The organism is Bradyrhizobium glycinis (assembly GCF_016031655.1).
Taxonomy (GTDB): domain Bacteria; phylum Pseudomonadota; class Alphaproteobacteria; order Rhizobiales; family Xanthobacteraceae; genus Bradyrhizobium; species Bradyrhizobium glycinis.
The window spans coordinates 24590-50586 of the sequence record NZ_JACCHQ010000027.1; the positions used below are offsets into that span (position 1 = coordinate 24590).

General features: G+C 57.7%; 20 protein-coding genes. 5 read left to right on the forward strand and 15 right to left on the reverse strand.

The window, feature by feature from the left end; translation table 11 throughout:
* Window positions 1–308 precede the first annotated feature (308 nt).
* The 15 genes from HZZ16_RS29720 to HZZ16_RS29790 form a co-directional block, all read right to left on the reverse strand.
* Window positions 309–983 carry a 2OG-Fe(II) oxygenase gene (locus HZZ16_RS29720; RefSeq protein WP_197953448.1) on the reverse strand — a complete coding sequence of 225 codons (675 nt, stop codon included), beginning with the start codon at window positions 981–983 and terminating at the stop codon, window positions 309–311.
* The gene (locus tag HZZ16_RS29725; protein ID WP_246510523.1) at window positions 964–2136 is read right to left on the reverse strand and encodes a GFA family protein; all 1173 of its coding nucleotides are present in this window, start codon (window positions 2134–2136) and stop codon (window positions 964–966) included. Before HZZ16_RS29725 ends, HZZ16_RS29720 begins: the two co-directional genes overlap by 20 nt.
* Window positions 2137–3365: 1229 nt before the next feature.
* Window positions 3366–4208 carry an electron transfer flavoprotein subunit beta/FixA family protein gene (locus tag HZZ16_RS29730; RefSeq protein WP_197953508.1) on the reverse strand — a complete coding sequence of 281 codons (843 nt, stop codon included), beginning with the start codon at window positions 4206–4208 and terminating at the stop codon, window positions 3366–3368.
* A 578-nt stretch (window positions 4209–4786) separates the two neighbouring features.
* Entirely contained in the window at window positions 4787–6607 is a 1821-nt protein-coding gene (nifA, locus tag HZZ16_RS29735) for a nif-specific transcriptional activator NifA (RefSeq protein ID WP_197953452.1), read from the reverse strand.
* A 187-nt stretch (window positions 6608–6794) separates the two neighbouring features.
* Window positions 6795–7631, reverse strand: a complete 837-nt coding sequence (locus tag HZZ16_RS29740) for an SDR family NAD(P)-dependent oxidoreductase (RefSeq protein WP_197953454.1) — start codon at window positions 7629–7631, stop codon at window positions 6795–6797.
* 816 nt (window positions 7632–8447) lie between these two features.
* Window positions 8448–9560: a nodulation protein NodZ gene (locus HZZ16_RS29745; RefSeq protein WP_197953455.1), complete on the reverse strand. Its 1113-nt coding sequence runs from the start codon at window positions 9558–9560 to the stop codon at window positions 8448–8450.
* Between the two features lie 163 nt (window positions 9561–9723).
* Window positions 9724–11751, reverse strand: coding sequence for a carbamoyltransferase family protein (locus tag HZZ16_RS29750; protein ID WP_197953456.1), 2028 nt, complete (start codon window positions 11749–11751; stop codon window positions 9724–9726).
* Between the two features lie 316 nt (window positions 11752–12067).
* The gene (locus HZZ16_RS29755; protein ID WP_197953457.1) at window positions 12068–12856 is read right to left on the reverse strand and encodes a nodulation factor ABC transporter permease subunit NodJ; all 789 of its coding nucleotides are present in this window, start codon (window positions 12854–12856) and stop codon (window positions 12068–12070) included.
* 3 nt (window positions 12857–12859) lie between these two features.
* On the reverse strand, window positions 12860–13774 hold the full coding sequence (gene nodI / locus HZZ16_RS29760; protein ID WP_512699532.1) for a nodulation factor ABC transporter ATP-binding protein NodI: 915 nt from the start codon (window positions 13772–13774) through the stop codon (window positions 12860–12862).
* 7 nt (window positions 13775–13781) lie between these two features.
* Window positions 13782–15491, reverse strand: coding sequence for a nodulation protein NodU (gene nodU / locus HZZ16_RS29765; RefSeq protein ID WP_197953459.1), 1710 nt, complete (start codon window positions 15489–15491; stop codon window positions 13782–13784).
* A 13-nt stretch (window positions 15492–15504) separates the two neighbouring features.
* Window positions 15505–16134 (reverse strand): nodulation methyltransferase NodS, encoded by a 630-nt coding sequence (nodS, locus tag HZZ16_RS29770; RefSeq protein WP_197953460.1) that lies wholly within the window; start codon window positions 16132–16134, stop codon window positions 15505–15507.
* Entirely contained in the window at window positions 16131–17498 is a 1368-nt protein-coding gene (nodC, locus tag HZZ16_RS29775) for a chitooligosaccharide synthase NodC (protein ID WP_197953461.1), read from the reverse strand. Before nodC ends, nodS begins: the two co-directional genes overlap by 4 nt.
* Before the next feature lie 18 nt (window positions 17499–17516).
* Window positions 17517–18176, reverse strand: coding sequence for a chitooligosaccharide deacetylase NodB (gene nodB, locus HZZ16_RS29780; protein WP_197953463.1), 660 nt, complete (start codon window positions 18174–18176; stop codon window positions 17517–17519).
* A complete protein-coding gene (locus tag HZZ16_RS29785) occupies window positions 18173–18799 on the reverse strand; it encodes a NodA family N-acyltransferase (RefSeq protein WP_197953464.1) in 627 nt (208 codons plus the stop codon). Before HZZ16_RS29785 ends, nodB begins: the two co-directional genes overlap by 4 nt.
* Window positions 18800–18853: 54 nt before the next feature.
* Window positions 18854–19180 carry a hypothetical protein gene (locus HZZ16_RS29790; protein WP_197953465.1) on the reverse strand — a complete coding sequence of 109 codons (327 nt, stop codon included), beginning with the start codon at window positions 19178–19180 and terminating at the stop codon, window positions 18854–18856.
* 439 nt (window positions 19181–19619) lie between these two features.
* Here HZZ16_RS29790 and nodD1 point away from each other — a divergent pair, with 439 nt between their 5' ends.
* The 5 genes from nodD1 to HZZ16_RS29815 all read left to right on the forward strand — a co-directional run bounded on the left by nodD1 (window position 19620) and on the right by HZZ16_RS29815 (window position 24931).
* Complete coding sequence (gene nodD1, locus HZZ16_RS29795; RefSeq protein WP_197953466.1) at window positions 19620–20564, forward strand: transcriptional regulator NodD1; 945 nt, start codon at window positions 19620–19622, stop codon at window positions 20562–20564.
* A 620-nt stretch (window positions 20565–21184) separates the two neighbouring features.
* Window positions 21185–22174, forward strand: a complete 990-nt coding sequence (locus HZZ16_RS29800; protein ID WP_197953509.1) for a LysR family transcriptional regulator — start codon at window positions 21185–21187, stop codon at window positions 22172–22174.
* Between the two features lie 557 nt (window positions 22175–22731).
* Window positions 22732–22941, forward strand: a complete 210-nt coding sequence (locus HZZ16_RS29805) for a hypothetical protein (protein WP_197953468.1) — start codon at window positions 22732–22734, stop codon at window positions 22939–22941.
* Between the two features lie 121 nt (window positions 22942–23062).
* Window positions 23063–23782 carry a MerR family transcriptional regulator gene (locus tag HZZ16_RS38630; RefSeq protein ID WP_197953469.1) on the forward strand — a complete coding sequence of 240 codons (720 nt, stop codon included), beginning with the start codon at window positions 23063–23065 and terminating at the stop codon, window positions 23780–23782.
* A gap of 267 nt (window positions 23783–24049) precedes the next feature.
* Window positions 24050–24931 carry a branched-chain amino acid ABC transporter substrate-binding protein gene (locus tag HZZ16_RS29815; protein WP_246510526.1) on the forward strand — a complete coding sequence of 294 codons (882 nt, stop codon included), beginning with the start codon at window positions 24050–24052 and terminating at the stop codon, window positions 24929–24931.
* The last annotated feature ends 1066 nt before the right edge of the window (window positions 24932–25997 follow it).

Consider the following 25997-nt stretch of genomic DNA (forward strand, 5'->3'; position numbering starts at 1 on the left):
AAGCCTCCGAGTTCTGTCGCGGAGCCCGCCCTATCCGACTGCTGAATCCCCCGCCGAGTCGAGGTAAAGTCCATCCGTTCTCACCTCCGGAATGAATACTTGGGATCGGCTGCAAGGACCGTCGACATAAAGACGCGCGACCCGGGACTTCAGACGAGGCTCCTGCCGCCCTCAATCACTGCAAGTGGCCTCGGACCAGCATTGTGGCAGCCTTCGCGGAAGGACAGTCCGATCAGGAGGGGCCACGTTTAGCAACCTCTCCTGAGAGCTCACCTTACCCAAGTCATCAGAAAGCCATTTCAGCCAGCTCAAACCCCGCTAGAGCTTTCGATGATCCGGCGGTTCGGGCCGCTGCGCTTTGAACAGAAATAGACCAGTGATCGGCGCTCCCCGGTCAGCACCGGCTTCACCTCATGCCGAAGCTTACATGTGGTGACAAGCACGGCGCCAAGTGGTGGTCGGAATACCTGCTGCTCGTACCTGGTTGGATATACCACGAACTCGCCGCCCTCAAAGTCACTCGCGAGCTGCACGATTACCGAGTACTCGAAATCAGGATCGCTCGCGGCATCCAGATGGATGCCAACAAAGGAGCCGGGAGGCATCCGATGCATTTGACATCTGCGGATTACGTGATCTGATGTGGCTCCCAAGATCTTTTTTAGCGCGAAGCTACGGTCTCCCCGTTCAAGTAATTGCATAATCTGCCCGGGAGCTGCACCACTCACGTTGCGAGGAGCGCGGCCAGGCGGGTCGACCCTCACCCGTTTGACGAAGACATTGTGCGAGTCGCCGGCATCTCCCTCCCGCACTTCTTCTTCGTGAATGTCAGCCTGCAGCTGATCGATCCTGGCCAGGTCAGCTTGGGTGAACAAGATCTGCGGGCCGATCACGACCGTCCCCTTCACCAACAGCTCTATGCGGTACTTTGTCAAAGCTTCTTCTGAAAGCAGACGGGATTTATCATTCATTGCACGTGCCATTCGACTCCATTCCAACCTTTTGATCTTCGACGCAGAACCCCAGACCCTGGTGCATCGAGTGGAAGGCTTCCTCCCAATACTCGCCATCGAACTCGTTTATTCTTATGCCTTCGATGGTTCTTCTATCTAGGCATCGAATATTGACGCTGAATCCAGAAGGATTCGATCGCGGCCTATAGAACGGCTTTACGCCACAAACCCGGCAAAACGTGTGCCGAGCGATGTTCTTGTTGAATCGGTACGTGGAGAGGAATTCCTCGCCGCACTCAATGCCGAGCTTGTCCCCACGTACGAGCAAGTGCAGAAATCCAGACATTTGGCAGATTGAGCAATTGCATCGAATCGCAGAGAGCTCACGCGGCGCTCGGACGCAGAACTTAACAGAGCCACAATGGCAACGACCATGGTGTTCAATCTCCGCGTGACCATCTCCCCCAAGTGGGACAATATGGAGCAGATCGCGGCACCATTGTAAGCTGAGCCGATAGGCTCGATCGAACTCATCCAAAAACCGACCATTGCGGTTCGCGGGGACAAGTTCGCTAATCAGACGACTTGTCATTTCTCCGTGATACTTCTCCGCGGGATCTTCTCCGCCGACGTGGCAGCGGAAGTACTCAAGATCGTCAGACCGCGCGTTGAAGGTTTTAACCAGACTGGTCCATAGCGACTGGATCATCTCCGCAGCATGTAGCTCAAATGCGACCATGTAGGCGCAACGCACTAAGGGATCATTCGATGACAATCCGGCATAGAGAGAATGTAGGTAACGCTTCGTTCTTGCGCTGTAGTTGGGCCGTATTGCTCTGTCGAGTAGTCGCGACGCATCCTTTCTAAGCAGGTTTGAATGAAAGTTCTCAGTCGCCAGAATATCGGGTAGCGCCGCCTTGCCGCCCTGGAGAACGCGGCCAAACCCACCTGTTTCATCCCAACAGATGAAATTCGCAACCACGCTGGTCAGTTCAATGTCCTTTGCAAGATCTCGGTTGTAATGCATTGCGTCGAATATGAGATCCCTTTGCGAGCCGGCTTGAAGGTACGGAAAGGCTTGTGACATCGCCAGGTATTCAGGCAATAGGCTCGCGACCTGCTCTTCGGACATCTCCGCGGCGAAGGGGTGCGGGCCGAACAGGGCCCGCGCCTGCTCAGTCAAATACTCGCAGCATATATGCGGAGGCTGATCGTGTGTAAATCGAGACGCTTGAGATCTCATTTGATCCCTGCCGATAAGGAGAGAAGCCCCCTTGACGAAGCAAGCTCGGATCCCGGCCAACCATTGGCCGCCGCGATCGAGAAGTTCATTGGTTCGATGGGCCTATGATCGCGTTCACCATCCAGGCGAAACTCTTGATGGTTATCCCGCGGCATCAGACAGCGGCATGTCTCACTCCTGCTCACGCGCATCCAGGGAACGCTTTCATCAGTTTGAGCGGCGGCGATCCAACCGATTCAGGTCCACTAGTAGTCCGATAGCGCGAATGTCCAGCACGGCTAGCATTGACTTGCAGACTCATGGCGTAAGCGGGAGGTTACGTCACGTGGCCGAGTGGCGCGTCTGGTCGCCCGGCGCTTCGAGCTTTCGCGAGCTGTCATGATGGACCACGCCCCGCGGTTGCTGCTCCTGCAGGTTAATCGAATGGCTGTGAGCTTGGTACAGCATTGCAAGAACCAATCTGCATCTATCGGGCTACTGAAGCCTTCGGCCGCAAGCTGCGCGAAGAGCCGGCTGCTGGCCGGCTCAAGCGCCGTAAAGAGAGCGCCGCTAGCTTTCGCGTTCGCGAGCACCACCACGAGGCTGTGTTCTTGGAAGCTTCAAGCAATCAGCGTGCCAACCTGTGCAGTCTCTCAAATATTGTGAATACGTTGAGAAGTGTCGCGCCCCCTCATGGAAGGTGTATTGAACCTGACAGGCCTTGCACCGCCGTCGAAAACCAAACAGTGCGCAATCAGCCACGGCTAGGGCGCTGTTTGAAGTACGGAGATTGCTCCAAAGCTGCCACGTAGGTGACCTTCGCGCCCGCGGCGCACTCGCATTGCGATGCTGTCGCTGACGTATTCCGTATTCATTCAACAACTACGCGCGCCCCCCGGCTTCACCGCTGTCAAGCACGACCATACAGTAGGATCTGGACGCACGCGCAGCCCTTTATCGATGCGCTTGGCACTCGCGGTCGGCTCCGGGCTCCGATCGAGGAAAATTTAGCCGATGGAAGGATGGGGCCGAGGTGATCGCAAGCAATCTAAGAAGGTCAATGGACCAGAATGCGCAGGTCGGCCGGCTGAGATGCGTAGCTATACGTTGCGAGCTCGCTGGACGCCGGTGCCTCCCGGCGTTCCGACATCCTTTGACGTTTGGATCCATCGTTGCCAGGACTCTGGAGATCAACCGGCTCGGGCCAGTGCGGCAAGATCAGCTTCGAGCTTCGGCTGATGCTTGAAAATCGCGTCTATCAGTGCCTGCGCCGGTTGCTCGGCCGCCTCAACCAGCACCGCCTTCTCAGCCCGCGCAGAGGGAGCGAATACTCGCTTGACAACTGTCGGCGAGCCCTTGAGGCCGCATTTGGTGATGTCTTCGACACCGGCGTCGTGCGCACTCCATTTCACGATTTGGGCCCGCGCGGCACGCAAGGCGTCCGCCATCGCGCCCCGCCGAATTTGATTCGTTGCCTCTAGCATGGTGATGAGACACGGCAGCCTTGTGCGCAGCACCTGGACGCCTCCTTCGGAGCGTCGTTCCGCTTCGATTGTATGGGCGGCGAGATTTAAGGATCTGACCTTGGCGACGTAGGTTAGCTGCAGAACGCCTAGCCGCTTTGCGATGCCGGGCCCAACCTGCGCGGTATCACCGTCGATGGTCTGCTTTCCCGTGAAGATGAGGTTTGTCGGGCCATATTCCTTGCCAATTTTGCGGATGGCTGTTGCAAGTGCGTATGTTGTGGCCAGGGTGTCCGAGCCTGCAAAGCAGCGATCGGTGAGTAGTACGGCGCGATCGGCGCCATAGGTCAGTGCCTTTCGCAAGGAATCTTCCGCCGATGGCGGTCCCATTGTAAGCACGGTAATTTCGCCGCCGAACCGATCGCGTAGCTCCAGCGCGGCTTCGAGTGCGAATAGGTCATATGGGTTGATGATAGTCGGCACTCCCTGACGCATGATTGTATTGGTCACGGGGTGCACGCGGATCTGGGCCGAATCCGGAACCTGTTTGATGCAGACGACATTGTGCACGGTGTTGCTCCAAATTGGCGACACTGCCAAGACAACAGCAAACTTTGTGCCATCGCCGCCCTTTTCGAATCGTCTAGCCACCCAGAGGCTTAGACCGTTGATGCTCCCCTCTAACCGGCTCTTCATGACGAGCGAATGCCGACACACGTCGGGGCTACGACAGCGCTGTTCCGAAAGGCGTCTGCTGAGCGGCACCAGGTCAGCTTGCGACAGATTACCGCCGTTGTCACGAGCGGCCGGCGGACCGGTTGGGTGGTCAATGAGCATTGCCGCTCACGCAGGCCGAGCCGGATTGAGGGATAAGCAACATAGCTGGTTAGATGTCGACCAACTGGCGGTTCGCGCTTGCATGGCGAGCAGGTGACATTCTGTATGTCACTGCGTGCAAGTCCGTCTGTCAGCGAACCGGGTGAGCTCTGCGACAGAAAGGCCGCAAGCAGGCGGCTGCCTTTCGCTCATGGCCAAGTCGTGCGCTGAGGGCGGACTCAGTCCCTTCAGACTGCGATGGAATTTCTCACCGGAGATGGACCAACTAGCTAATGGCTCAACTATAGTGCAGTTCCGGCAGATTTGGTCGTTCAGAACCGCTTTATCTCGATTCCATATTTCCTCAGGGCATAGCCGATCTGGCGCGGCGTTAGTCCGAGCAGGCGAGCTGCCTTTGCCTGCACCCAGCCAGATTTTTCCATTGCCGCAATGACCCGCTCGCGATCGGCCGGCTTCGGACCACTTACGAGAGCAGTGCCGGGGGGCACCGGTGGGGCCAGTTCGTCGTCGATGGACGCGAGCGGCGAGGTTGCTTCACCTAGCGGAGTGATGGACTTTGCGGGCACCAGCGCAGTGGGTCCCGGGCGATTCCTCTGGTCCGATGTACTTCTCCCTAGCCTCGCAGAAAGACACTGGCCCTGTGAGCAAGCAAAATCGCTTCGCACGATTGACGATCCGGCGCACAGCGTCGCTGTCCGCTCGATGCAATTTTCGAGTTCGCGGACATTTCCTGGAAAGTCGCAGTTCATCAGTACATCGATCGCACTCGCCTCGAAGGTCAGCGTACGGCCATTCTGGTTGTTGAAATTTCTGAGAAATTCGCCGGCGAGTAGCGGAATATCACTGCGTCTTTCGCGCAGCGCTGGTAACAGCAGGGGAACTACGCTGATGCGATAGTAAAGGTCGGCGCGAAACTCGCTTTTTGCCACGGCCTCTTCAAGGTTCTTGTTGGTCGCAGCTATGACTCGAACATCGACCTTAATAGTCTGGTTACTGCCGACGCGCTCGAACTCCTGCTCTTGCAGGACGCGCAGCAACTTTGCTTGGAAGGGAGCTGAGATCTCGCCGATCTCGTCCAGAAATAGCGTTCCTTTGTCAGCAAGTTCGAAACGTCCCTTGCGTGAGCTGAACGCACCAGTAAAGGCGCCTTTCTCATGGCCAAATAATTCCGATTCCAGGACGGTCTCAGGAAGCGCCGCGCAATTCAGCTTGACGAACGGCCGCTTGGCGCGGGGCGACGATTCGTGGATGGCCTTGGCTACGAGTTCCTTGCCAGTGCCGGATTCGCCACGTAGCAGAACCGTGCTGTTCGATTTAGCTATGACGGCAATCTTCTCGAGGAGCCCGCGCACCGCCGGGCTGTTGCCAATGATCCCATGGACATTTACTTTCTTCCGTTCCCGAGCGGGCGGCCTGAGCTCAACAATCTGCTTTTGTAGATGGTTTTTCTCCGCCATCAACCGTTCGTGATCGCCGGCAAACCAGCGATGTAACTTCACTGTGTGTCCCACCAGGTTTGCGATCATGTCGAGCAGCCGCGCATCGTAATCGAGTCGGAGGCTTGAGCTATCGTCCCGGATGCGATCGATGGTCAGTGTACCCACGACCTTCGCATCAATGCGGATCGGAACCCCGATAAACGACACCGGGACATCATCGGAGGCGCCGAACACTTCCCGGTCGGCAGCGCTGAATGCCGGCTCGGCGGCCACGTCCTCGGCGACAAGAGGCCTGTCCGTCGCGACGATCCGGTCGATTGGCGCCCGCGGCAGGCGCATCAGGTAACGTTCGTCGCTGCCTTCGCTCAGGCCGGCACCCACTGTAATGTCCGGCATGCCGTCATCGCCGAACAGCGAGACGATGCCGTGGCGCATCTGCACAAACGATTGCAGAACACCAACAACATTTGCCAACGTGGCTTCGAGCGGATGAGGGGCGGTCAGTATCTTCGATATTTCGAAGATGCCGGTCAGCGCGCTCTCAGGCAACGCCTGCCCCGAGTGATTGCGCTCCTGCTCAGGTTCTGACGCAAGTCCTTCGCGTAAGGAAGGGATGTCCAGCATCAGGCGGTCTCCGTTATCTTGATCATCCTCCCTGGTACCTTCTTTGGGCTGGCGAGCTTCGGTGGGCATGTCTTTCTCGGGTGTAGCGCCAAATATTATCGAGATGACATCGAACCGTGACACATTTCCAGGGCAGCACGGTAAACTTACAGTGTGCCGTTATTTCATTTTTTGCGAGTTGGGTGCGCGTCATCAGCGGAGAACATAAGCACCGCTGCTGCAGCTCAAGTCATCTGCTTCGCCGAGCCTGGCTGATTCAAAGATGTTGCCCACCATTGATCGGCACCTCGGCCCCCGTTACATAGCTCGCCGCGTCTGAGCACAGGAAGAAGATGACCTTGGCCACTTCGTCCGGCGTTCCCACTCTGCGTAGCGGGATAGCTGGCACGAGACGCGCTTCTGTGTCCGGCGACAACATGTCCGTCTTGATTTCACCGGGCGCGATCGCGTTCACGCGAACGCCATGCGGCGCATAATCGTGGGCCATTTCGCGTGTGAGGCTCGCAAGGGCAGCTTTCGACGTCGCATAGGCGCTTCCTGCAAACGGGTGCACCCGCGAACCCGCAATCGAAGTCACATTTACGATCGATCCTGACGCGGCTCTCAACTCCTCAAACAAACCCTGCGCAAGCAGGATCGGCGCCACCAGATTGAGATGGAATACCCTCATCCAGGTCTCGGTTGATGTCGTCAACGAGGTCATCCGATCGCCAGTAGACGTTTTCGGCGAGACACCGGCATTATTCACCAGCGCGTGCAAAGGCGCGCCGGCCAAGCGTTTCTTGACCTCGGCAATCACGCCGGGCAGCATTCGATGGTCGCTGAGATCGACCTGGACATGATCCTCGTTTGCTGCCTCCCAGGGGCATCGCTCGCTGTCGAACGTTTGGCGGGCGCAAGAAATGACGCGCCAGCCCGCCTGCGAGAACAATTTGGCAGTGGCATGACCAATTCCGCGCGATGCTCCGGTCAGCAACATGGTCTTCCGTTTCCCGGGATGAACACGGGCTTCATGGACTTGGAAGAGGCAACCGAACTGTGCTTCGGGTAGCGGCCCTCTGATCAGATCATCATTTGGCAGATCGAGACCCACGCGCGCCTCCTCTCCTGTTGCGCCGGCGTACGGGTAGCAGGATTTGCGCCACTGTGATGCACGTAAATTCGCTTAAGTTTTGCGTCCTAATGTCGCGTACACAGAATGCTTGGCGGGTTCAAGACGACGTGTGTGTGCTTTGTGACAGCGATGATGCATCACCTACGTCATGTCGCGAGCACACTCACCCTGTGTCCAGACTAGGCTACGATCCTCGCTCTCGCGGTGATCGCACCACCGAAAAAGCGCGCGGATGGCCAGCGCCTCTCGTTGGACCAACGACCGATCAGGACAGTGGGGCGGCCAGTACGCCGCGCCAACTGAAAACTGACGTCATCAGCTTCGTACGTCAGATTCTTCGGCACATGATGCTGCTTCACCGCGCCCTGCCCTGTTGTGTCCAACAATGGCGACTTTCCGGGCCGTGCAAGCGGCCACCGTTTGGTGTACCATCAATTGCGGATATCGAGTGCGCCCGCCCGCACCAGAAAGTGCCCGACAGCGACGACGGAACTCGCTAACTGTTCATCAGCGATCGACCATCGGTCAGCCTCGACTTTCGATCCGCCGAGGCGAAGACGAAGACGTTTCCACCTATTTAACGCGGCGGCAACACGTCAAGGCCATTGAGGTCGCGTTTTAGGAGGTGGCATTCGGCTGTCGCACCGTTCTGATCTTCCGTGGAAGTTCGGGGCAGAGCCGATATCGACGTTTCCGAGACCATCGGCCCTATCTTTGGCCGGCAATTTCCTGCGCGAAACCAGTACTGCTGGATGCAAAAAGCGACAATCAGATCGATCAAGCGAGCTACGACCTTCATGAAAAAGCCAGCTCTTGCGACGTTTCTTCAATCAAGATCAATCGGCGCGGATCGTTCAAATCGAATTCTATTACGCGTGGGGCAAAGAGACGCGCATAGCGCGTGAACGCGCTTGTTGGGGGAAAGCGGATCACGGTGTTGCACCGCGCAAGGAGATACATTTCGATAAGGGCGGAAAAGCCGCCCTCGGCTCCGAGCCCGGCGCTGTGCAATGGGCCGGCATGAGGCGCCTGGAACCGTTTTGGAATCGTGAAAACATCAGGAAATACAGCCGAAACCCTCTCAAGCACGAGCGAACTGTCCGTGCACAGGAAAGCCATCACGGGCTTTGCGTGAGGTAACCTCCTGGCTTTGTCAATGGCATTACAGACCTGTCGCAAGGCGCCCTCCGGGTCGGTCCAGTAGGGAGCATGCCCCATAATATCCTCGCCGTTGCCATGCCGGACGTGGATGCCGATAACGCTGTGCGGCTCAAAGTGCTCGCGGTAAATAGCATCAATCCGAGCCTGAATTTCAGGTCGCGGCTTGATGCTCCGAAAGATCTCTCGTTCGGCCTGCTGATCGCAGCGCCACATCAGGCAGGCGTCACATACAACCGTGTTAGCGTCACTATCTTTCTTACTTTGGAACAGTTGATCAAGTTCGTCGCGTTCCCGGAAGATCTGCTCGTCCGGGCGATAGACGCAATCGATGGATGGCTTGTTCCACCATGTAGGGAAGAATGGTCCCGGAAACGAACACTCATTGATCGCGTCGTCGCAAATCACCTGCACGCCAGCAATGTCTTGGACCGGCTCGAAGAAGACTGGAAAAGCATTCGTGAATGGCTCATCGAGATAGCACGATCCCCGCCAATCAATGGCTAGCGTCCGTCCTGTCTGCTTTGCAAAGCGCCAGGCTGCGGCCAATGACCAGAGGCAGTCGCCAAACCCTGTACGTCGCCGGGAAACCACGAACCGGTTACTTCTAGAACCGCTAAGCATCTGCATTGCCTCTTCCCGGGCTCCTGGTTGGACAAGAGATGTCACTGGAGACATCTCACGCATCTTCTCGTCCAACGCCACCGTCTGAAATCTCGGTGCCGGCGAGCTGCGTCGGTAGAACTTCATAGCAGCGCTATCCCTGATCTGCGGCGTTCTCTCAACACTTTCCGTGTCTTCCTCAGCGGTTTTGCATCGACGTGCCCGGAGTCGGTGCCCGATGACCCATCTGCGCCGGATGGCCTTGCCCCCTCACTTGCAGGCATCGGCAGGGCATGCTCATGAGATCCGGCTATGTTTCGCTTTGCACCCTATTGTGGTCGCACGCCGCTCGCGGGGGATGCAGGCGAACGCACCGCAGCTCCCATACAAGCCGCAATTCCTCTACGAGATCTTCCCGCTTGGCCTGGTCCAGCATGGTGGCGTCGAAAAGCCAGCCGAGCGACGCTACGCCCTCGATTCGCATCAAGATCTCGAAGAGCTCATGTGAGATACGCATACTAGAGTGGGCGGAATGTCCCGTGCGGATCTCGCAGGCCGTTTCCTGACGATCTGGCGCTGTGTGGGAGCGAACACGATGAATCGATGCATATGGCGGCAATGACACGCCCATTGCACTCCAGTCCTGCAGTGATGCTGACCGCTTCTTGACGAGGAACGGCCCAACAACAAGTCCGTCCAGGTTTGTCGTCAAGAACGTGGTGATCGCATCCGACACGGACTGCACGATCGGCTCAGCATGGTTGTTGAATGAGGTATTTAGAAGAATGGGGATGCCCGTTCGCCTTTTGAACGCATTAATTAGATCCCAATAGGTGGGATTTGTCTTGCGCGATACAGTCTGCAGCCGAGCAGTCCCATCAACGTGCGTGATGGCACCGAGCACGTTACACTTGGCCTCACGCACACGAACCACGAAGTTCATAAAGGGGAGCTGCTGAGTGCCGTCCGGGAGCTCAAAGAACTCGCTCGCATCCTCCTCCAGTACAGATGGCGCAAAGGGGCGATAGCCCTCGCGCTTCTTGACCATCGCGTTGATGCGGTCCTTATTTGCCGCAGGCCGCGGGTCCGCAAGAATGCTGCGGTTACCGAGCGCACGTGGGCCGAACTCAGAGCGGCCCTGAACCCAGCCGATAACAGCGCCATTTGCCATCCAGTCTGCCGCACTGGATGCTATGTCATCACTTCGTTGAATGTCGAGGTGGCCCGACCATGCGTTGAGCTCATGCTCTATGGCTTCCTCGTTCCCGAGATCGGGCCCCCAATAAACGTCCGGTAGTCGCTCGCGCGGCGCTGGCCTCCCTAGCTCGCGTGATGCAATCAAAGCAGCGCCGAGTGCGCAACCGGCGTCGTGCGCCGCGGGTTGAACAAAGATGTCGTCAAATAGCCCAGAATAAAGCAGCTTACCGTTCAGCGTACAATTATGGGCAACCCCGCCAGCCAGGCACAAGCGCGCCATGCCCGTCGTTTCGCGATGGTACCGCAGGATATGAAATACGATTCGCTCCAGCGCCTCCTGCAGCGAAGCGCTGACATCTCGATGCTGCTGGGTGAATGGCATTCCTTTTCGCCGGACTTCGATGTTGCGGACCAGGGCCGGACCAATTCGATCCAAATGAACGCGATATCCGCCGCTGTCCAACAACTCGTAGAATTGCGCGAAGAGCTCGCGATAGCGAGCGGGATCACCATACGGTGCAAGCCCCATCACCTTGTACTCGTCAAACAACCCGTAGCCGAGATACCGGATCGTCTCGAGATAGAACAGCCCCAAGGAGTTATGTTCCGGGAAGCTTACAAGTGGCTCAATCTCGGTGCCGGACCCCACGCCCAATAAGCCTGAGAGAAAGTCGCCACGGCCGTCAATCGCAAGAACAAGACTTTGCTCGAAGCCGGACATGGCAAACGCGCTCACGGCATGCGCTTCGTGGTGATTTACGAAGGAAACCCGGGACGGATCGATCTCCGTCCCGAACTCCCGTATCAGCAGCTGCCGCAGCAGCAATTTGGGGTCCAACGGAAGGGGGCGCGAAACAGAAAGACGCTCGAGCATGGTTTTGCAGTAGGCTTCAGTCGCGTAGAACGCGATACGGTCAATCTCGCCAAGCTCAACTCCTGCGGCAGAAAGGCAGTATTGGATCGAATTGCCCGGGAATTTGTTGGAGTGCTTGACGCGGTTGAGGCGTTCCTCTTCGATAGCCGCAACTACGCGGCCATCTTGCACAAGAACCGCCGCGCCATCGTGAAGAAATGTACCCGGCAGCTCCGGAGAGCTTTCATAGATTCTGTCAAGACCACCGCTTACTCCCAGGCACAACATCCCGTTCTCCATTCATTATGACGAGAAGGCCAACGGCCGTCCCGCCGATCCAATCCGTACCTTCATGCTCCGCCGGCTGCGCAGGCCAGACAGCACACCACAACTGCAACGTGCGCCTTGGCGCCTAGCAACAGGCGCTCAGAAATAGCAGCCAAGGCTTCCGACGCGATCGACCGAACAGTCGGCCGTAGACTGGCTCGACGCGCCCTCTCGAGGCCATTGCAGAAACTGCGGTAACACGCCAGGTCATCCCGAGTTACGGTAGAAAGCATCGTGACTTGCATCGATTTGACTTCCCCATTTCGCTCAACTTACGTCAACGTAGCAGACGGCGCTGAAGTAGTGCTGTCGATGCGAAAAAGGGCAAGATCGCGTAGAGGCAGAGCGCACCTACGTGCATGGCTGTACTTTCGGCGCCCCGCTCAAGCATGGCTAGGCGCACAAGGTCGACCGAATGTGCGAGCGGCAACAAGCTGGCGAAGTGCTGAAATGAGCCGGGCAGCTGGCTTGTTGGAAAGACAACACCACACAAGAACACCATAGGGGTGATGACGAGTGTCTGGTAAAACGCGAAGTAATCGTAACTCGGCGCTAGAGATATGACGACCATCGCCAGGCTGGCGAAGACAAGGCCAGTAAGGGCTATTGTTGGCATCGCATACAGGATGGATGGCCATGACGCATAACCCAGCGTGGCGGCGACGATCCCGATCGCTGTTCCGGCCAGAACAGCCTTACTGGCCGCCCACACCAGTTCACCCAGAACGATATCACCCAGCGTGAGCTGAGTAGAGAGGATTGCTTCCCAGGTGCGCTTGGTATCCATGCGTGCAAAGGCTGCATACATGGTTTCAAACGTGGCGGACGTCATGGCGCTGGTTGCGACCATGCCTGCCGCGAGGAACGCGATGTAAGACGTTCCCTCAACGCGCCCCACCAAAAGTCCAAGGCCAAAGCCGAGGCCAAACAGATTGGTTAATGGATCTGCGAGGTTGCCGAGAATCGACGCAAGCGCGCCTTTCCTCCATGCCAGGAAATTTCGACGCCATACCGCGATCCAGTTGTACGCGTTAGCCGGCATTACCGCCGCATAACTTTCGCCCATCGCTCATTTCTCCATCTCGCGCCCGGTCAACCGCAAAAACACGTCTTCGAGATTGGGCGGGCGCTGCAAAATACGAAGGTCCGCCCGCCCGCGCAGGTGCACGCGTACCTGCTCTGGGCGTGGCGCATAACAGAAAAGCGTCTCTCCACTTACTTCGATGTGTCGAGCATAAGGCCTGATCAGATCGCGGAGCTGATGAGGATCCCCGCCATAAATTTCAATCACGTTGCAGCCGATATGCTCGTTGATCAAGGCGTCGGGTTTGCCTTCCGCGATCTTGCATCCGCTCTCGAGCACGCACAGCCGATCGCACAGGCGTTCGGCCTCTTCCATGAAGTGAGTGGTCAACAGGATCGTCTTGCCACGCGCGAGCAGCACTCGCAGGCGCTCCCAAATCAGGTGGCGCGCATGCGGGTCCAGGCCAGTTGTAGGCTCGTCCATCACGAGTAGATGTGGATCATTAATCAGGGCGCGCGCCAGCGTCAGCCGCCGCTTCATGCCACCGGACAACTCGGAGACGCGCACGTCCGCCTTGCTTTCGAGGCGCGCAAACTCGAGTAGCGAGGGCGCGACCGCCTCGATCTCGCCTGTGCTCATGCCAAAATAACGGCCAAAAACAAATAGGTTCTCTCGCACGGTGAACTCGAGTTCGAGGTTATCGAACTGCGGCACCACGCCGATGCGCGCACGCGCCACACGAGCGCGGGAAGGCACAGGCTCATCAAGGACCGTAATCTTGCCTCCGTCCGGCGACATCATGCCGAGAAGCATACGCGCAATCGTACTCTTACCGGCTCCATTGGGCCCAAGCAGACCGAAGCACTCTCCGCGCGCAACCGAGAACGACAGTTCATTGACGATGACCTTGTCGCCAAAAGACTTCTTCACGCCGGCAAGGTCGATCGCTACCGTGGACATGGGCATCTCAGGCTAGCAGAAGTCGTTCCGCGGACGATGGCTTCTGAACGGCTGTTTTGGTCCAGAGCAGGCCATCGCACCAAACGTGCTCGACACGCCCCCATTGGCAGGCCGCCGCAGCATCCGGAAAAAAGCCCCGTCCGTGGAGGTTAGCGCTGGTGTTGCAGAGCAGCGGAATGCCCGTAAGTTGCTCAAATTCCACGAGCAGCGCGGCAATTTTGTGCGCAGAGTTGCGCGAGATTGTCTGCAGCCGCGCCGAGCCGTCAAGATGAACCACGGCGGGGACCTTGTCACGCCATTCCGTCCGGGTTTGGTGATCGAACAGCATGTACGGATCTGGCGTACCAGGGCTGAAGATCTCCGGTGCTCGATCCTCCAGACAGATCGGCGCCACCGGTCGGAAGTGCTCGCGACGCTTGATGTTGTTGAGATGATCCTTCATTGCAGGGGACGTCGGGGCTGCAAGAATGCTTCTGCCGCCCAACGCCCGCGGCCCAAGTTCGGCGCGCCCGGAAAGGAAGATGATCGGCTTATTGCCAGCCAAAATCACCGCTAGTTCACGCAGACTGCAAGGCGCGGCTTCCCAATCCGACGGAAGCTCGCTGTCCTGCAGGGACGGACCACTGTAGACTGTCCATTCCAACGGCCCGAAGCCATCTTGCGCCGCCATCGCGCTGCAAGCAGCGCCGATTGCCGAGCCGCTGTCATTCGGAAACGGCGGCACCCAGACATCATCGAACAATCCCGTCGCACGAAGCGCGCTATTCCACTTGATATTGAGGCCGCAACCTCCGGCGATACATAGATTTCGCGCTCCTGGAAGCGACGAGTGCCGCAGCAGAACCATCGCCATTTCCTTGACAAGGAGACGTTCCAGGAACACGTGAAACGACGCGAGAACGTCCTCCGCTCGCTTGTCTGTCAGGCGCCAAGCGCTTGCCTCGAAGAACTCGTGGATAGCTGCAAGAGACGATTCCGCATTATGAATGTCCGCGCGGTAGCGACGAGCCTGCTCCGTGTCGGCCGCGAAGCGCTTTTCATAGAGCTCCTGAAAAACCGCCACGATGCTTTCGTCGACAGCGCCAAGGGCGACGTATGCCATCAGCTTGCCTGCGATGCCCAAGTCCCAACTGGCGCGGTTCGGCTGCTTGTAAGGCCCGAAGTGGAGGCCCGCGGCGGCATAGGCGTGGCCGATGATTGGAAACAGCGATGCAATGAGCCGCGCGCCCCGAGGTTCAACATAGTAAAGGCGTGGGAAGATGCTTCCGTCCCATACCAGACAGAACGCCGGGTTTCCCGCGCTGGCGAAAGGACTGGTGCAATATGCTGACGCGACGTGGCCAGTGACGTGAGGGTAGCTCTTGTATGGAAACGTCTTGCCGCCGAGGATCAGGCCAAAGCCGTCGACGGAATCAAGAAGCCCCTCATTAGCGCGTTCGACGTATGGCGCCCCCTTCAGCCCGATCGGCACAGCTCCACTCAGGACTTGGAACTGCGACTCAATCTCCCCATCCCAGCCGTCGATGACGAACTGATCGATATCTCGTGGATCGAGGCCGTGCTCCGCCAAGGCGAGCACGACTGCATCAAGATTCTCGACTGATTGATAGCGTGGACTGTTGTCGCGCTTCTCTTGCTCCGTGCAAAAGAGAAGCCGCCCATCTTCGACGACCGCAACCGCGCCGTCATGTGTTAATTTGATGCCGCAGATACGCATACGCCCTCCTAACCTAGCAACCGACGTTTGATTGTTCTGACGAGTGACCCTGCTTTTGGAACCTCACGATCAGGCAATCTTCGTTCGGCAACTCGGTGTGGCAGTGAAGACGCTCGACCTCGGATAGACTCTCGTTGAAGAGAGCGATCATCGTCTCGGCGCCAGCAGCATGCTGCCAGCGTTCACACGTGGCATCACGTGCGGACCCGAAAATCAGAGCTCCATTCGGCGCAAGCATGCCCACCAGGTTCCGAATGGCTGCGTGCATCTCGAAAACGTCCTTCAGGTAGTAGAGAACCTCGGCCACTACAATCAAATCGAACTTCTCAGTGGTCGAGAATCGTTGAATGTCGCAGGTTACCCACTTGATATGTGACCACTTCCTGGTGCGTCGTTGCGCTCGCTCGATCGCCTGCGGCATGACATCGACTACGGTGAGTCGCTTGCAGAGTGGCGCCAGCATCTCGGTGAATGAACCGGCTGCACATCCTACTTCGAGGGCGCAGGCAACATCTCCGCTGCGACGGGACATCGTGAGCATTTGCGCGTATCGCTCCTGCTCGAACGAACTACTGTCGAAGCGCCATGGATCGTCGACGGCCAACTCTCGCTCTAGCAGCTGACGGTTTTTGTCCGAGGTCATGAGCCACCCACTTTTTGTCGGGCAGTCAAACGATCGCGGCCGCGAGCACTCTCCGTCGTCACCAGGCTCGATGGACCGTGTGAGAACGTATTACACAGTCCTGCATTGTTTGCAGAACCTCGTCCTGCGTTCGGGTGCAGGACGACGGGCTGCTTTTCCCCTTGGCTCGGTACATTGGCGACTTTACGAGATAGCCAATCGCTGTTGCCCAACGTACAAAGCGCATAGGCCTTCAAAGGAAGGAGGAGAAAGATATTAATCGGTGTATGGAGCGAGAAGCCGAGAAATCGCACTTCGCGCGCACGGACTGCTGCCACACTGCACCGGACCATCGTCATTGCTGCGATCGTCAATCCGGTCCACCAGGGTACCGAGCCGCCTATTACGAGCTGCGCGAGCGCAGCCAAAGCTGAAAGGGCGAGAAGCAATGGTCCGAGATTTTGCCCGATAACGTCTAGCGTAAGATAGCCATCGAGCTCCGGCAGCAGACGTAATGCAAGAAACGTGTCTCGAAAGGTGCTGCGCGCCCAGCGGAGTTGCTGACGGAGATATGGCGCAAGGCTGTCCGGGACGACTGTTGCAGCTATCGCGTCCGGGACATATTCGGTTCGGAACCCCGCCTTGAGCATGAGGATCGTTAAATGCCGATCCTCGCCGAAATCGCTCGGCTTCCCACGAAAGAATTGCGTTTCGTATTGATCAAGCAGGAGAGCGAGCGCGGAGCGGCGATACATGGCACATGGGCCGCAGCAGCACATGACCGCACCGAAGCGAGCCTGTGCCGCGCGCTCTTCGTTGCACGCCAACCAGTATTCCATATCGATCAGCCTGGTCAGCCAGCTTTTGCTGCGATTGCTCGCTATCAACTGGCCCATGGCCGCGCCGATTTCCGGGTCACGCATCTTCAATGCAAGCTTCGTGACGACGTCAGCAGCAAGTATAGTATCCGAGTCGACGTTGAGCACGAGATCGCCGGATGAGCTGCGTATCGCAGCGATCTGCGCTTTGCGCTTGCCAACGTTGTTTGCCAGCAAGATGACGCTGAACCTAGGATCGTTCGCGTAAATTTCGTGGACAGGTGCGACAAGGCCGCGATTTGCTGACCCGTCGTCGACCACATAAACGCGTAGCTTTCCGGCGTAGTCTTGATTAGCAAGCGACTCGAGACATTCGGCGAGCGTGTTTGGATCCTCATTGAAGCACGGCACGATGACGTCTACACTGGGAAGGACCGCCTCAGGTTTGTCGTGCAGCGACGAGTTATTCACCGGTTGGGCATAAAGCGCTTGCGCGCTCTTGTAGATAGTCGAGAGCAGCGCATAAGCCGAAACGGCGACAGCACTGGTTGTGGCGAGAACGTCCATAGGTACTCAGTTTTCTTTTCAGTGAAGTTGAGGGAGCGGACGAATTACAAACCCGCGCCGTTGTAGTGCCGGTATCAGGTATGACAGGGCCATCGTGGTCTGATCACGCAGCGTGGCTTCAGTGCACAGTCCCCCCTCATCAGGAGGATATCCGTCGTGCAGGAGCACAATCGCACCTGGCCGAACGCTGGCCAGCACTGAATTCACGATTTCATCGACCCCGGGGCGGGACCAATCTCTCGGATCAACCGACCAGTGTACCGCTGTGAGACCAGCGCTCGCTGACATAGCGAGCACCTCTCGTGTCCATATGCCGTAAGGTGCTCGCATGTGCCTGGGAGAGGCCTGCGGGCACACGGAACGGATCGCCTCGCTCGCCTTCAGCACTTCGTCGCGTATCTCCGCAGGTCCGCATCTGGATAGATCCGGATGCGTCATCGTGTGGTTCGCGACCTCGTGCCCTTCTGCGATCATTCGTCGAATGAGTTCAGGTTGCTCGGTTGCGTACGTGCCAATCACGAAGAATGTCGCTGGAACGCCATGTCGCGAAAGCACATCGAGCACCTCTGGCGTGCAAAATGGATTTGGCCCGTCGTCGAAGGTCAAATAGATAGGGCGGCTGCCGCTCACGTCAGCGTAGTCGCAGCGCACAGCGGATGGCGGGACAAGCTTGTTCACAGCTCAGGCCCGTTACGATCGATGATCGTCCCGGTCGGCCACTCGCTAATCGAGCGTCCAACCGGGAACACCACCACGATCACGTCTTCGATCCGGATCGGCGATAAATTGGGATAGACATCCACATGCGTGGAGCGGACGCGAATGCCAGACATGAGGGTAGCAAGCCCCTGCCTTCCGACCAGCCGAGTCATATGTCTCTCAAGCGCGGGCCGAACCGTGCCAAAGCCGAATGGAACCCCAACCTCGTGCAGTAAGGGATACGTCACGCGCATAGCGTGGCTAATTCCCAGCCCTTCAAGATCCGGACGCACCGCATACAGCCCGAGTTCGGCCACGAGGAGATCGACCCCACCAACCTTGATGAAGCGGCGCAGTAGCCCGAGGTGAGCGGCTATCCCGCGCGCGTCGTAACCGATGACGCGGACTTCAGGTCTTGCACCGGCCCAACTCCGATTGCCCTCAAATGGCTGCGCATTGAACGCTCCGGTCGGCCCGTAACTGTTGCGGAAGAACTCGGCGAGCTCGGCATGATCGGCGAGTTGCAGTTCGTTTTCCCAGCGACGGGTCCACTGCACTTTAGCGCGCGAAGAAGGGCCAGTCGGGGATACGACGATGTTCATGGCGGGCTTCCTTGCGCCAGCGAAAATAGGAGCGGAGATGGACACGTGAACTCGCTACTCGGCGACCCGCTGACCAATGCTGAAATGCCGCGCCATGCCCGCTCGCAGCTCGGCACCGCACTCTTGCACCGCGCGATGCGCCTTTGTTTCAGACGAAGCGACCCCACGATTCGAAATCGTCATCCGGCCAATGCCCCGCCCGAGATATGTCGAAAGATGCCGACGAGGTGATTGGACGACCCAGAACCTGTCCCCCGGCATGAACTTTTCCACCACGTCCCGTGCCGCTGTCGACGCTTTGACGTCTGAGGTCAGGCTATCGATGCGAGGAGCCTCAATGGCGCGTCGGAGTGGCATCAGATCAATCTGTTTTTTATGCATCTTCGACACGCCCCAAATGCGGTGGAGAGGCGAGCCCTGAGAGTCGCCGGCATTACTTGGCATCCGCAATCCGCGCCTGCCGCTATGTCGTGAACGTAGAATGAGGTTGAACGCGCTCTCAAGTGTACGCCGGTAAACCACCGATATGGAAACGGATGAGATACGCATACGAACGTTTATGCGGCGGGCGTCGGATCGAGCGCGCTTCACACCAAGAAGATCCAGCGTGGCCCGCACGGCACGCGTAATGCCGCCCTCGCAACGAATATGGCGGATGCTCGCGCGTCCAGGAGTTTCAGTCTGAGCCCTGGAGCGACCAGCAGCCATCTTGGTATGCCTGATTAATCTTCTAAACTGATGTTTGCTATCCAACATCCCGCAATTTGGTAAAATCGATTGTTTTGATAGAACACATCCACACGATGGATAGACTCACGACATGCGGTTCAAGGGACTTGATCTAAATCTTCTCGTTGCGCTCGATGCTCTGATGACGGAGCGCAACCTCACGGCGGCGGCGCGCAAGATTAACCTGAGCCAGCCCGCTATGAGCGCCGCGATCGGGCGGCTGCGCACCTATTTCCGCGATGAACTGTTTACCATGAGAGGTCGCGAACTCGTCCCGACACCTGGGGCGGAGGCGCTTGCAGGTCCGGTTCGTGAGACCCTGCTGCACATCCAACTCTCGATCATATCGCGGGACGCGTTCGATCCGACCCAGTCGAGCCGACGCTTCAGGATTATTCTCTCCGATTTCATGACAATCGTTTTTTTCCGAAGAATCATGGACCGTATTGCAAAAGAAGCCCCTGCGGTACGCTTCGAATTGCTGCCATTCTCGGATGAACCCGATGAGCTACTCCGCCGGAGCGAGGTGGACTTCCTCATACTGCCGGAAGTGTTCATGTCGAGCGCGCACCCTAAGGCGACGCTTTTTGACGAGACCATGGTATGCGTGGCATGTCCTACGAACAAGCAGCTATCGCGGCAGCTTACGTTCGAGACATACAGTTCGATGGGGCACGTTACGGCCCAGTTCGGACGGCCGCTGAGACCAAACCTGGAAGAATGGTTTTTGCTTGAGCACGGCCTGAAGAGACGCATTGAGGTCGTGGTGCAGGGCTTTAGCCTAATTCCGCCGATATTGTTGGACACGAGCCGCATCGGCACGATGCCATTACGGCTCGCCAGACACTTCGAGAAGCTGATGCCACTGCGGATCGTCGAACCTCCGGTAGCCTTGCCCAAATTTACCGAAGCGGTGCAATGGCCTGCGTCCCACAATACCGACCCGGCAAGCATTTGGATGAGACGGATATTGCTGGAGGAGGCATCAAACATGGCGTCTGGGCATCGGAAGCCTCCCCCTCGCAGCGGTTGCTAGGCTCACCAGAAAGCCGCTCTCGGGACGTTTTAAATACGCTACTAAGTCCTTTCAGTGTGCTCGCCGGCTTACTTGTTTGGACCTCTAAGGCGCGAGCTATTCGAGGCCGCAGCTGGGCGGCAATCGATTGCAAAGACTTTCCTGGTGTGAGCGTTCTGATGGCGGAGTTGCGGTTTGACGCGCTTGGATTGCAAACAGGTGACGCCCGGCGATATCGCGCACGCACATTCCAGTGCAATGTGCTTTTCCTACCTAATAAAATCGCTTGAACCCCACACTGCGTCAGGTTGTAGGTTCGCCCTCGCAACTAACGTACGCTACGAATCCCGTTGACGGGGCGCTTTGGCGAGCTCACGGCGCCGGCCTGACACTAACGAACTGACCAGGGGTGTTGCGAAGCTCTACGGAAGCGGCGAGATCGATCTGCTTCGGAACTCCTGTTGGTTTCTGACCGCTGGTGGTCCAGCTACCGCCTGCTTGCCGTTCTTGCGATCATTTCGCGAGCGTTTTCGCGCGATCTCACGGTAGATCCGATTCGGGAGAAGCAACAAAACCGCTTCAGGCTCAGCCGTAGCCGCTCGCTAGATGCACGCAAGCTTGTTTCTGTTGGATATGAAGACATGCGTTTCAAAGGCTTGGATCTGAATCTTCTCGTGGCGCTGGATGCTCTAATGACTGAGCGCAACCTCACGGCAGCGGCACGCAAGATTAACCTAAGTCAGCCGGCGATGAGCGCGGCCGTTGCCCGGCTTCGCACTTATTTTCGTGATGAGCTGTTTGCGATGAAGGGGCGGGAACTGGTCCCGACGTCACGCGCGGAAGAACTCGCAGCTCCTGTCCGCGAGGCCATGATGCATATCGAGCTCTCAATCATCGCGCGAACCGCGTTCGATCCGGCTCAATCGAAGCGGTGCTTCAGGATCGGCCTTTCTGATTTTACAACAATCGTACTCTTCCGAAGTGTCGTGGAGCGCGCCGCGCGAGAGGCACCCGCGGTGAGCTTCGAACTGGTGCCGCCCACTCAGCACGATGAGCTTCTGCGCCGCGGCGAAGTCGATTTTGTTATCCTGCCGGAATTCTTCTTGTCTAACGCGCACCCCAGAGCGGCTCTGTTCGAGGAGAGACTCGTCTGCGTAGGCTGTTGCACGAACAACGAGCTCCTACGGCGGCTTACATTCGATCGGTATATGTCGATGGGCCACGTTGCGGTTAACCTCGGAGGTACGCGCAAGAGGCCGGTCGACGAATCCTTTTTACTGGATTTCGGCCTCAATCGGCGTATCGAGGTTCTCGTGCAGAGCTTCAGCATGATTCCGCCGCTGCTGCTAGGCACGAACCGCATAGGAACGATGCCACTAAGGCTCGCAAAGCATTATCAAAACACGATGCCTCTTCGGATTGCCGAGCTTCCTCAGCTATTCCCCGCCTTCACTGAGGCGGTCCAATGGCCCGTGCTTCACGACAGCGACCCAGAAAGCCTCTGGATGCGAGAGATACTATTGCAGGAGGCTACCCGCATGGCTACCGCACAAGAGCCGTCCATGATCCGCAGTTTGGAACCAGCGGATGCCGCCAACGTATTCGCGCGATCTGGCTCGCCGTCGTCGTAAGGACGTACGCAAGGTCCGCGAACGTCATACCCCAACGAACGGTTCGAGGCACGCCTCACTCAAACACGTCGGTGCTCAATGGGATCGCCGCAGCGCAACGCTGTCACGACCACCTTGTGTAACTCTTCCGCAGGTTGGCATTAGGCTCGACATGCGGGCGGCAACTGGACTAGTGGTTTGGCGTCAGAGACAGCTAGGCACGGCCGCAATCAGGCCGCCAGGTGCACTGCCTTGATACAGCAGGATTAACCACGGGGCTGTCGTTGTCACCCCCTCAGAATCGGTAGTGGCTCACGATAAGCCTGACGGTTCAGCTTCCTCGGAAGAGATCTCACCACGCGCGGTGAGCGTGGGGGGCATTGGCGATGCATATGGCGACAACTCTTGCGCTATCGAAAGCTATCGTTGCGCTCGCATGTTGCTCAGTCGCATCGCTCTGGAGTACATCGCGTCTTCATCGCTTCATACCGCTGGTCTGACTTCTTTTAGCCCCACCGCAGCCAAACGTCTTGACGGCGTGCGATGCCCTGACGCCACGACAAACAGGGAGCCCAACGTTGCAAAAATGTACTGGGGTGTACGATCCGGAAGAGCTTTCCGCGCTGGGACGCCTTTATGATGGCGCGGTCAACGCGCTACCCCCATCGATGCGAAATCCGGAAAATCGCACAGCTATCGCCAAGCTGATCCTGGAGCGTACAGCTTCTGGCGACGCTCAACTGGCATACCTGACGAACTTGTTGATCGCTATTCGCCCTCAGGGTTGATCCCCCGCCATTCTGAGGATAGTCACCACTCTCGCGCCGGAATGGAAGACGACGCGGCTAGAGCTTTGAAATCGCTTGAATCATACGTGACGTTAGGTTGTAGGCTTTGAAATTGAACACCATGAGCAAAGCTACACCACGAAGGCGTCGATGGCGCATTGGCGAACTTGCAGAGGCGACCGGAGTAACGGTACGCACGCTGCACCATTATGAACACACGGGGCTCCTAGCCGCCTCAGAGCGTACTGACGGTGGCCACCGGATGTACGATCGCGAAAGCGTTCAACGGGTTCACCAGATTCGGGCTCTACGAGAGCTTGGTTTCTCCCTTGTCGAGATTCGCAAAGCTATGGAGGGAACGACCTCACTCACTGACCTGCTGCGCAAACATCTAGAGCGGATAGAACTTCAAGTCGCTCGAGCAACTCTGTTGCGAGATCGTCTTCGTAACATGACCATCGACAGTCAGACCCAGGTAAGTGTAGACGAGCTGCCTGCCACCCTGAATGCCATGTCGCGGGTCGAGACGCGCAGTCAGACATCCCGATGCACCTGCAAGCTTGCTGCAGATCGCGAGGAGCGGTGGCGGCGGATCCGCGACGACTTGCGGGATTGCATGGATCGGGGCGAGCACCCTTGCGGCGAGCGGGCAAAGGCTGTCGCGACTGCGGCGCGCCTGCTGATCAGCGAAATCTCCGGCGCTGATTCACGCGTTTCGATCATCTTGAAGGTACTTGCCCGATTGAGCGCCCCCCGTAGTCTGGCTGGTTGGGATCCCCGCCTCATGCAATATCTCGATCGTGCCCTTGGGGGGTTGGAGGATCAGCCGTACTGTGGTTGATCGGCGGCTCTGATGCCGGCCGGCAGATCTCGGATTGGACCGGACAAATCTAACGGACCTCGACAATCCGAGTCTCCCCGACGACGCCTTATCGAGATTCCCTACAAACGGGCCTTGAACCGCACGTAACGTCACATTGTAGACTCTACCCTGATCGCAATCTGGCCGCCCTAACGCACGCTTCGCGTGACCGGTGACTTCAACCTATAGGCTCGCCTGGTTACAGCTGCTGGCGTGTCACTTCATGTGAGCATTGGGAGCTCAGCAATGTTGAATAGGCATTATGCTTCTGCCGCGAGTGCAGCGCTTCTCTTCTGGGCCCTTGCCTCGGCTGCGCGCGGCTCCGAGGTCAATATTGCCATGACTGGGCCAATGAACGGAAAGAGCGCTGTGTTGGGCTTGCAAACGCGCGACTCTGCGGCTGCCGCGATCGAGGTGTTGAACGCCTCGGGGCGACTTCCCGATCTCAGGATGATCTCAAGCGTCGCCTACTCCGCCTGCGACCCGAGCCAAGCTGTCGCAATCGCGAATAGGTTCGCAACAGGGCGGCTACGGATGGTCATTGACCATTCTTGTTCCTCTTTGTCGGTCGCGGTTTCCGGACTCTACGTCGAAGCAGGCATCGTTCAGCTGTCATTTAACTCGACAATTCCTCGGTTAACAGAACGCAGCCTTCAGATCGTGTTTCGGATCTGCAGCCGCCACGGCCAACATGGCGCCGCCGCCGCTGAGTACATTCACAGAAACTTCCCTAACGACAAGATCGCAGTGCTCGGCGACAGGGGCACCACGGGCACGTTTGTCGCCGACCTGGTTGAGTCACAGCTTGAAATGTTGGGGCAACATGTCATTCGGCAAAGCTACGTAGCCGGCGAAACGGACTTCACAGCGCTGGTCTCAAGAATGGAGAAGGATGGGGTCCGCACCGTGTATATCGCCGGCTGTCATACTGAAATCGCTTATTCATACACCGGCCATCCGAAGCAGGGCGGCCGCATCGTCACGGTGAGCGATACCTTGATGACCTCTGAATTCTTCGACATTACAAGCAGCGCTGGAGATGGCACAGTCTTTGACTTCATGTCGGCCCCGCCAGGACTGCCAATGCGCCGGCGAGGGCCGGACTCAAGCGTCCAGCCTGTCCGCTGAAGGCACGACGCGCCTATGCCGCCGTGAAAGCATGGCCAGGGGAGATGAACCGGACCGGCTCTCTCAATGCTGAGCGCGCCGCAAGCGCACTTCGTTCATTGGCGATCAAGACCGTGGTTGGGCCAGTTCGGATCGGCACAACGAACCACAATGCTGTTCCTGGTTTTCTGGTTTGCCGCTGGCGCGACGGCCGTGTTGAGACTCTCGAATAGAACTGATTGGCGTCGACGCCCCTTCCCCGAGCCCAAAGTGACACAGATGATGAGATGCCCTCAGCACGCTGGAGCAGCGATACTCGCAAGCTCCCTTATACTTGCTGCTTTCGTAGCGTTCGTCGCGTTCGTTGCAGCTCTAGCAGAATTACCCGATGTCGACCTGAACGAGACGCTGCATCCAATGATTGACAAGTAGTCGCCGTGCCGAGCTGAGCCAGCTCGCAGGCACAGGATCTCTGAAGCGTCCCTGTACGATTGAGCTAGGTCGCGTCGGCGTGGACGTTTCTGCTTCTTCGTTCGCCATATGGAAGGGGCAGGTGCCAACTACTTTCTTTCAGTGCATTTGGAAACCTTCCGCTGGAGATTTCCCTGCACACGGCAACCGCAATCAAAGCGGAAATCCTCGATCGCTTTGGCGGACCGTCTACATTTGGCAGTGATGCTTGGCAAGGAGCCCCGCGCACGAGGTTCTTCGAGTCTGGTTGCGATTTTGGCTGCTTGTTAGCGTTGGGCGAAGGCGATCGTCAGCCTCAACGGCAGTGATGTCCGCCTCATCTTTTGGCCGCACTTCTTCTTACTTCAGCGGATGAAACTCTGCTTCCGAAGGGAATTTCCTCGTAGTGAGCGTTTTTTACGCAATGAGTTTGGTCGGCACAGGCGGAATTGGCGGCGGTGCCGTCCACGTCGGCAACGGCAAGATTGCCGGGATGGACGGTGCAAACGTCCGCTGTGATAGCACCTACATCCGAGCAAGCTCAATGCGCCAGCCACACGGTCAACGTCGCGACCTTGTATTTTAAATCTTAGCAGGCCATCAACGAATCAGCAGGCTCGCTGAAAGCATTAAGGTC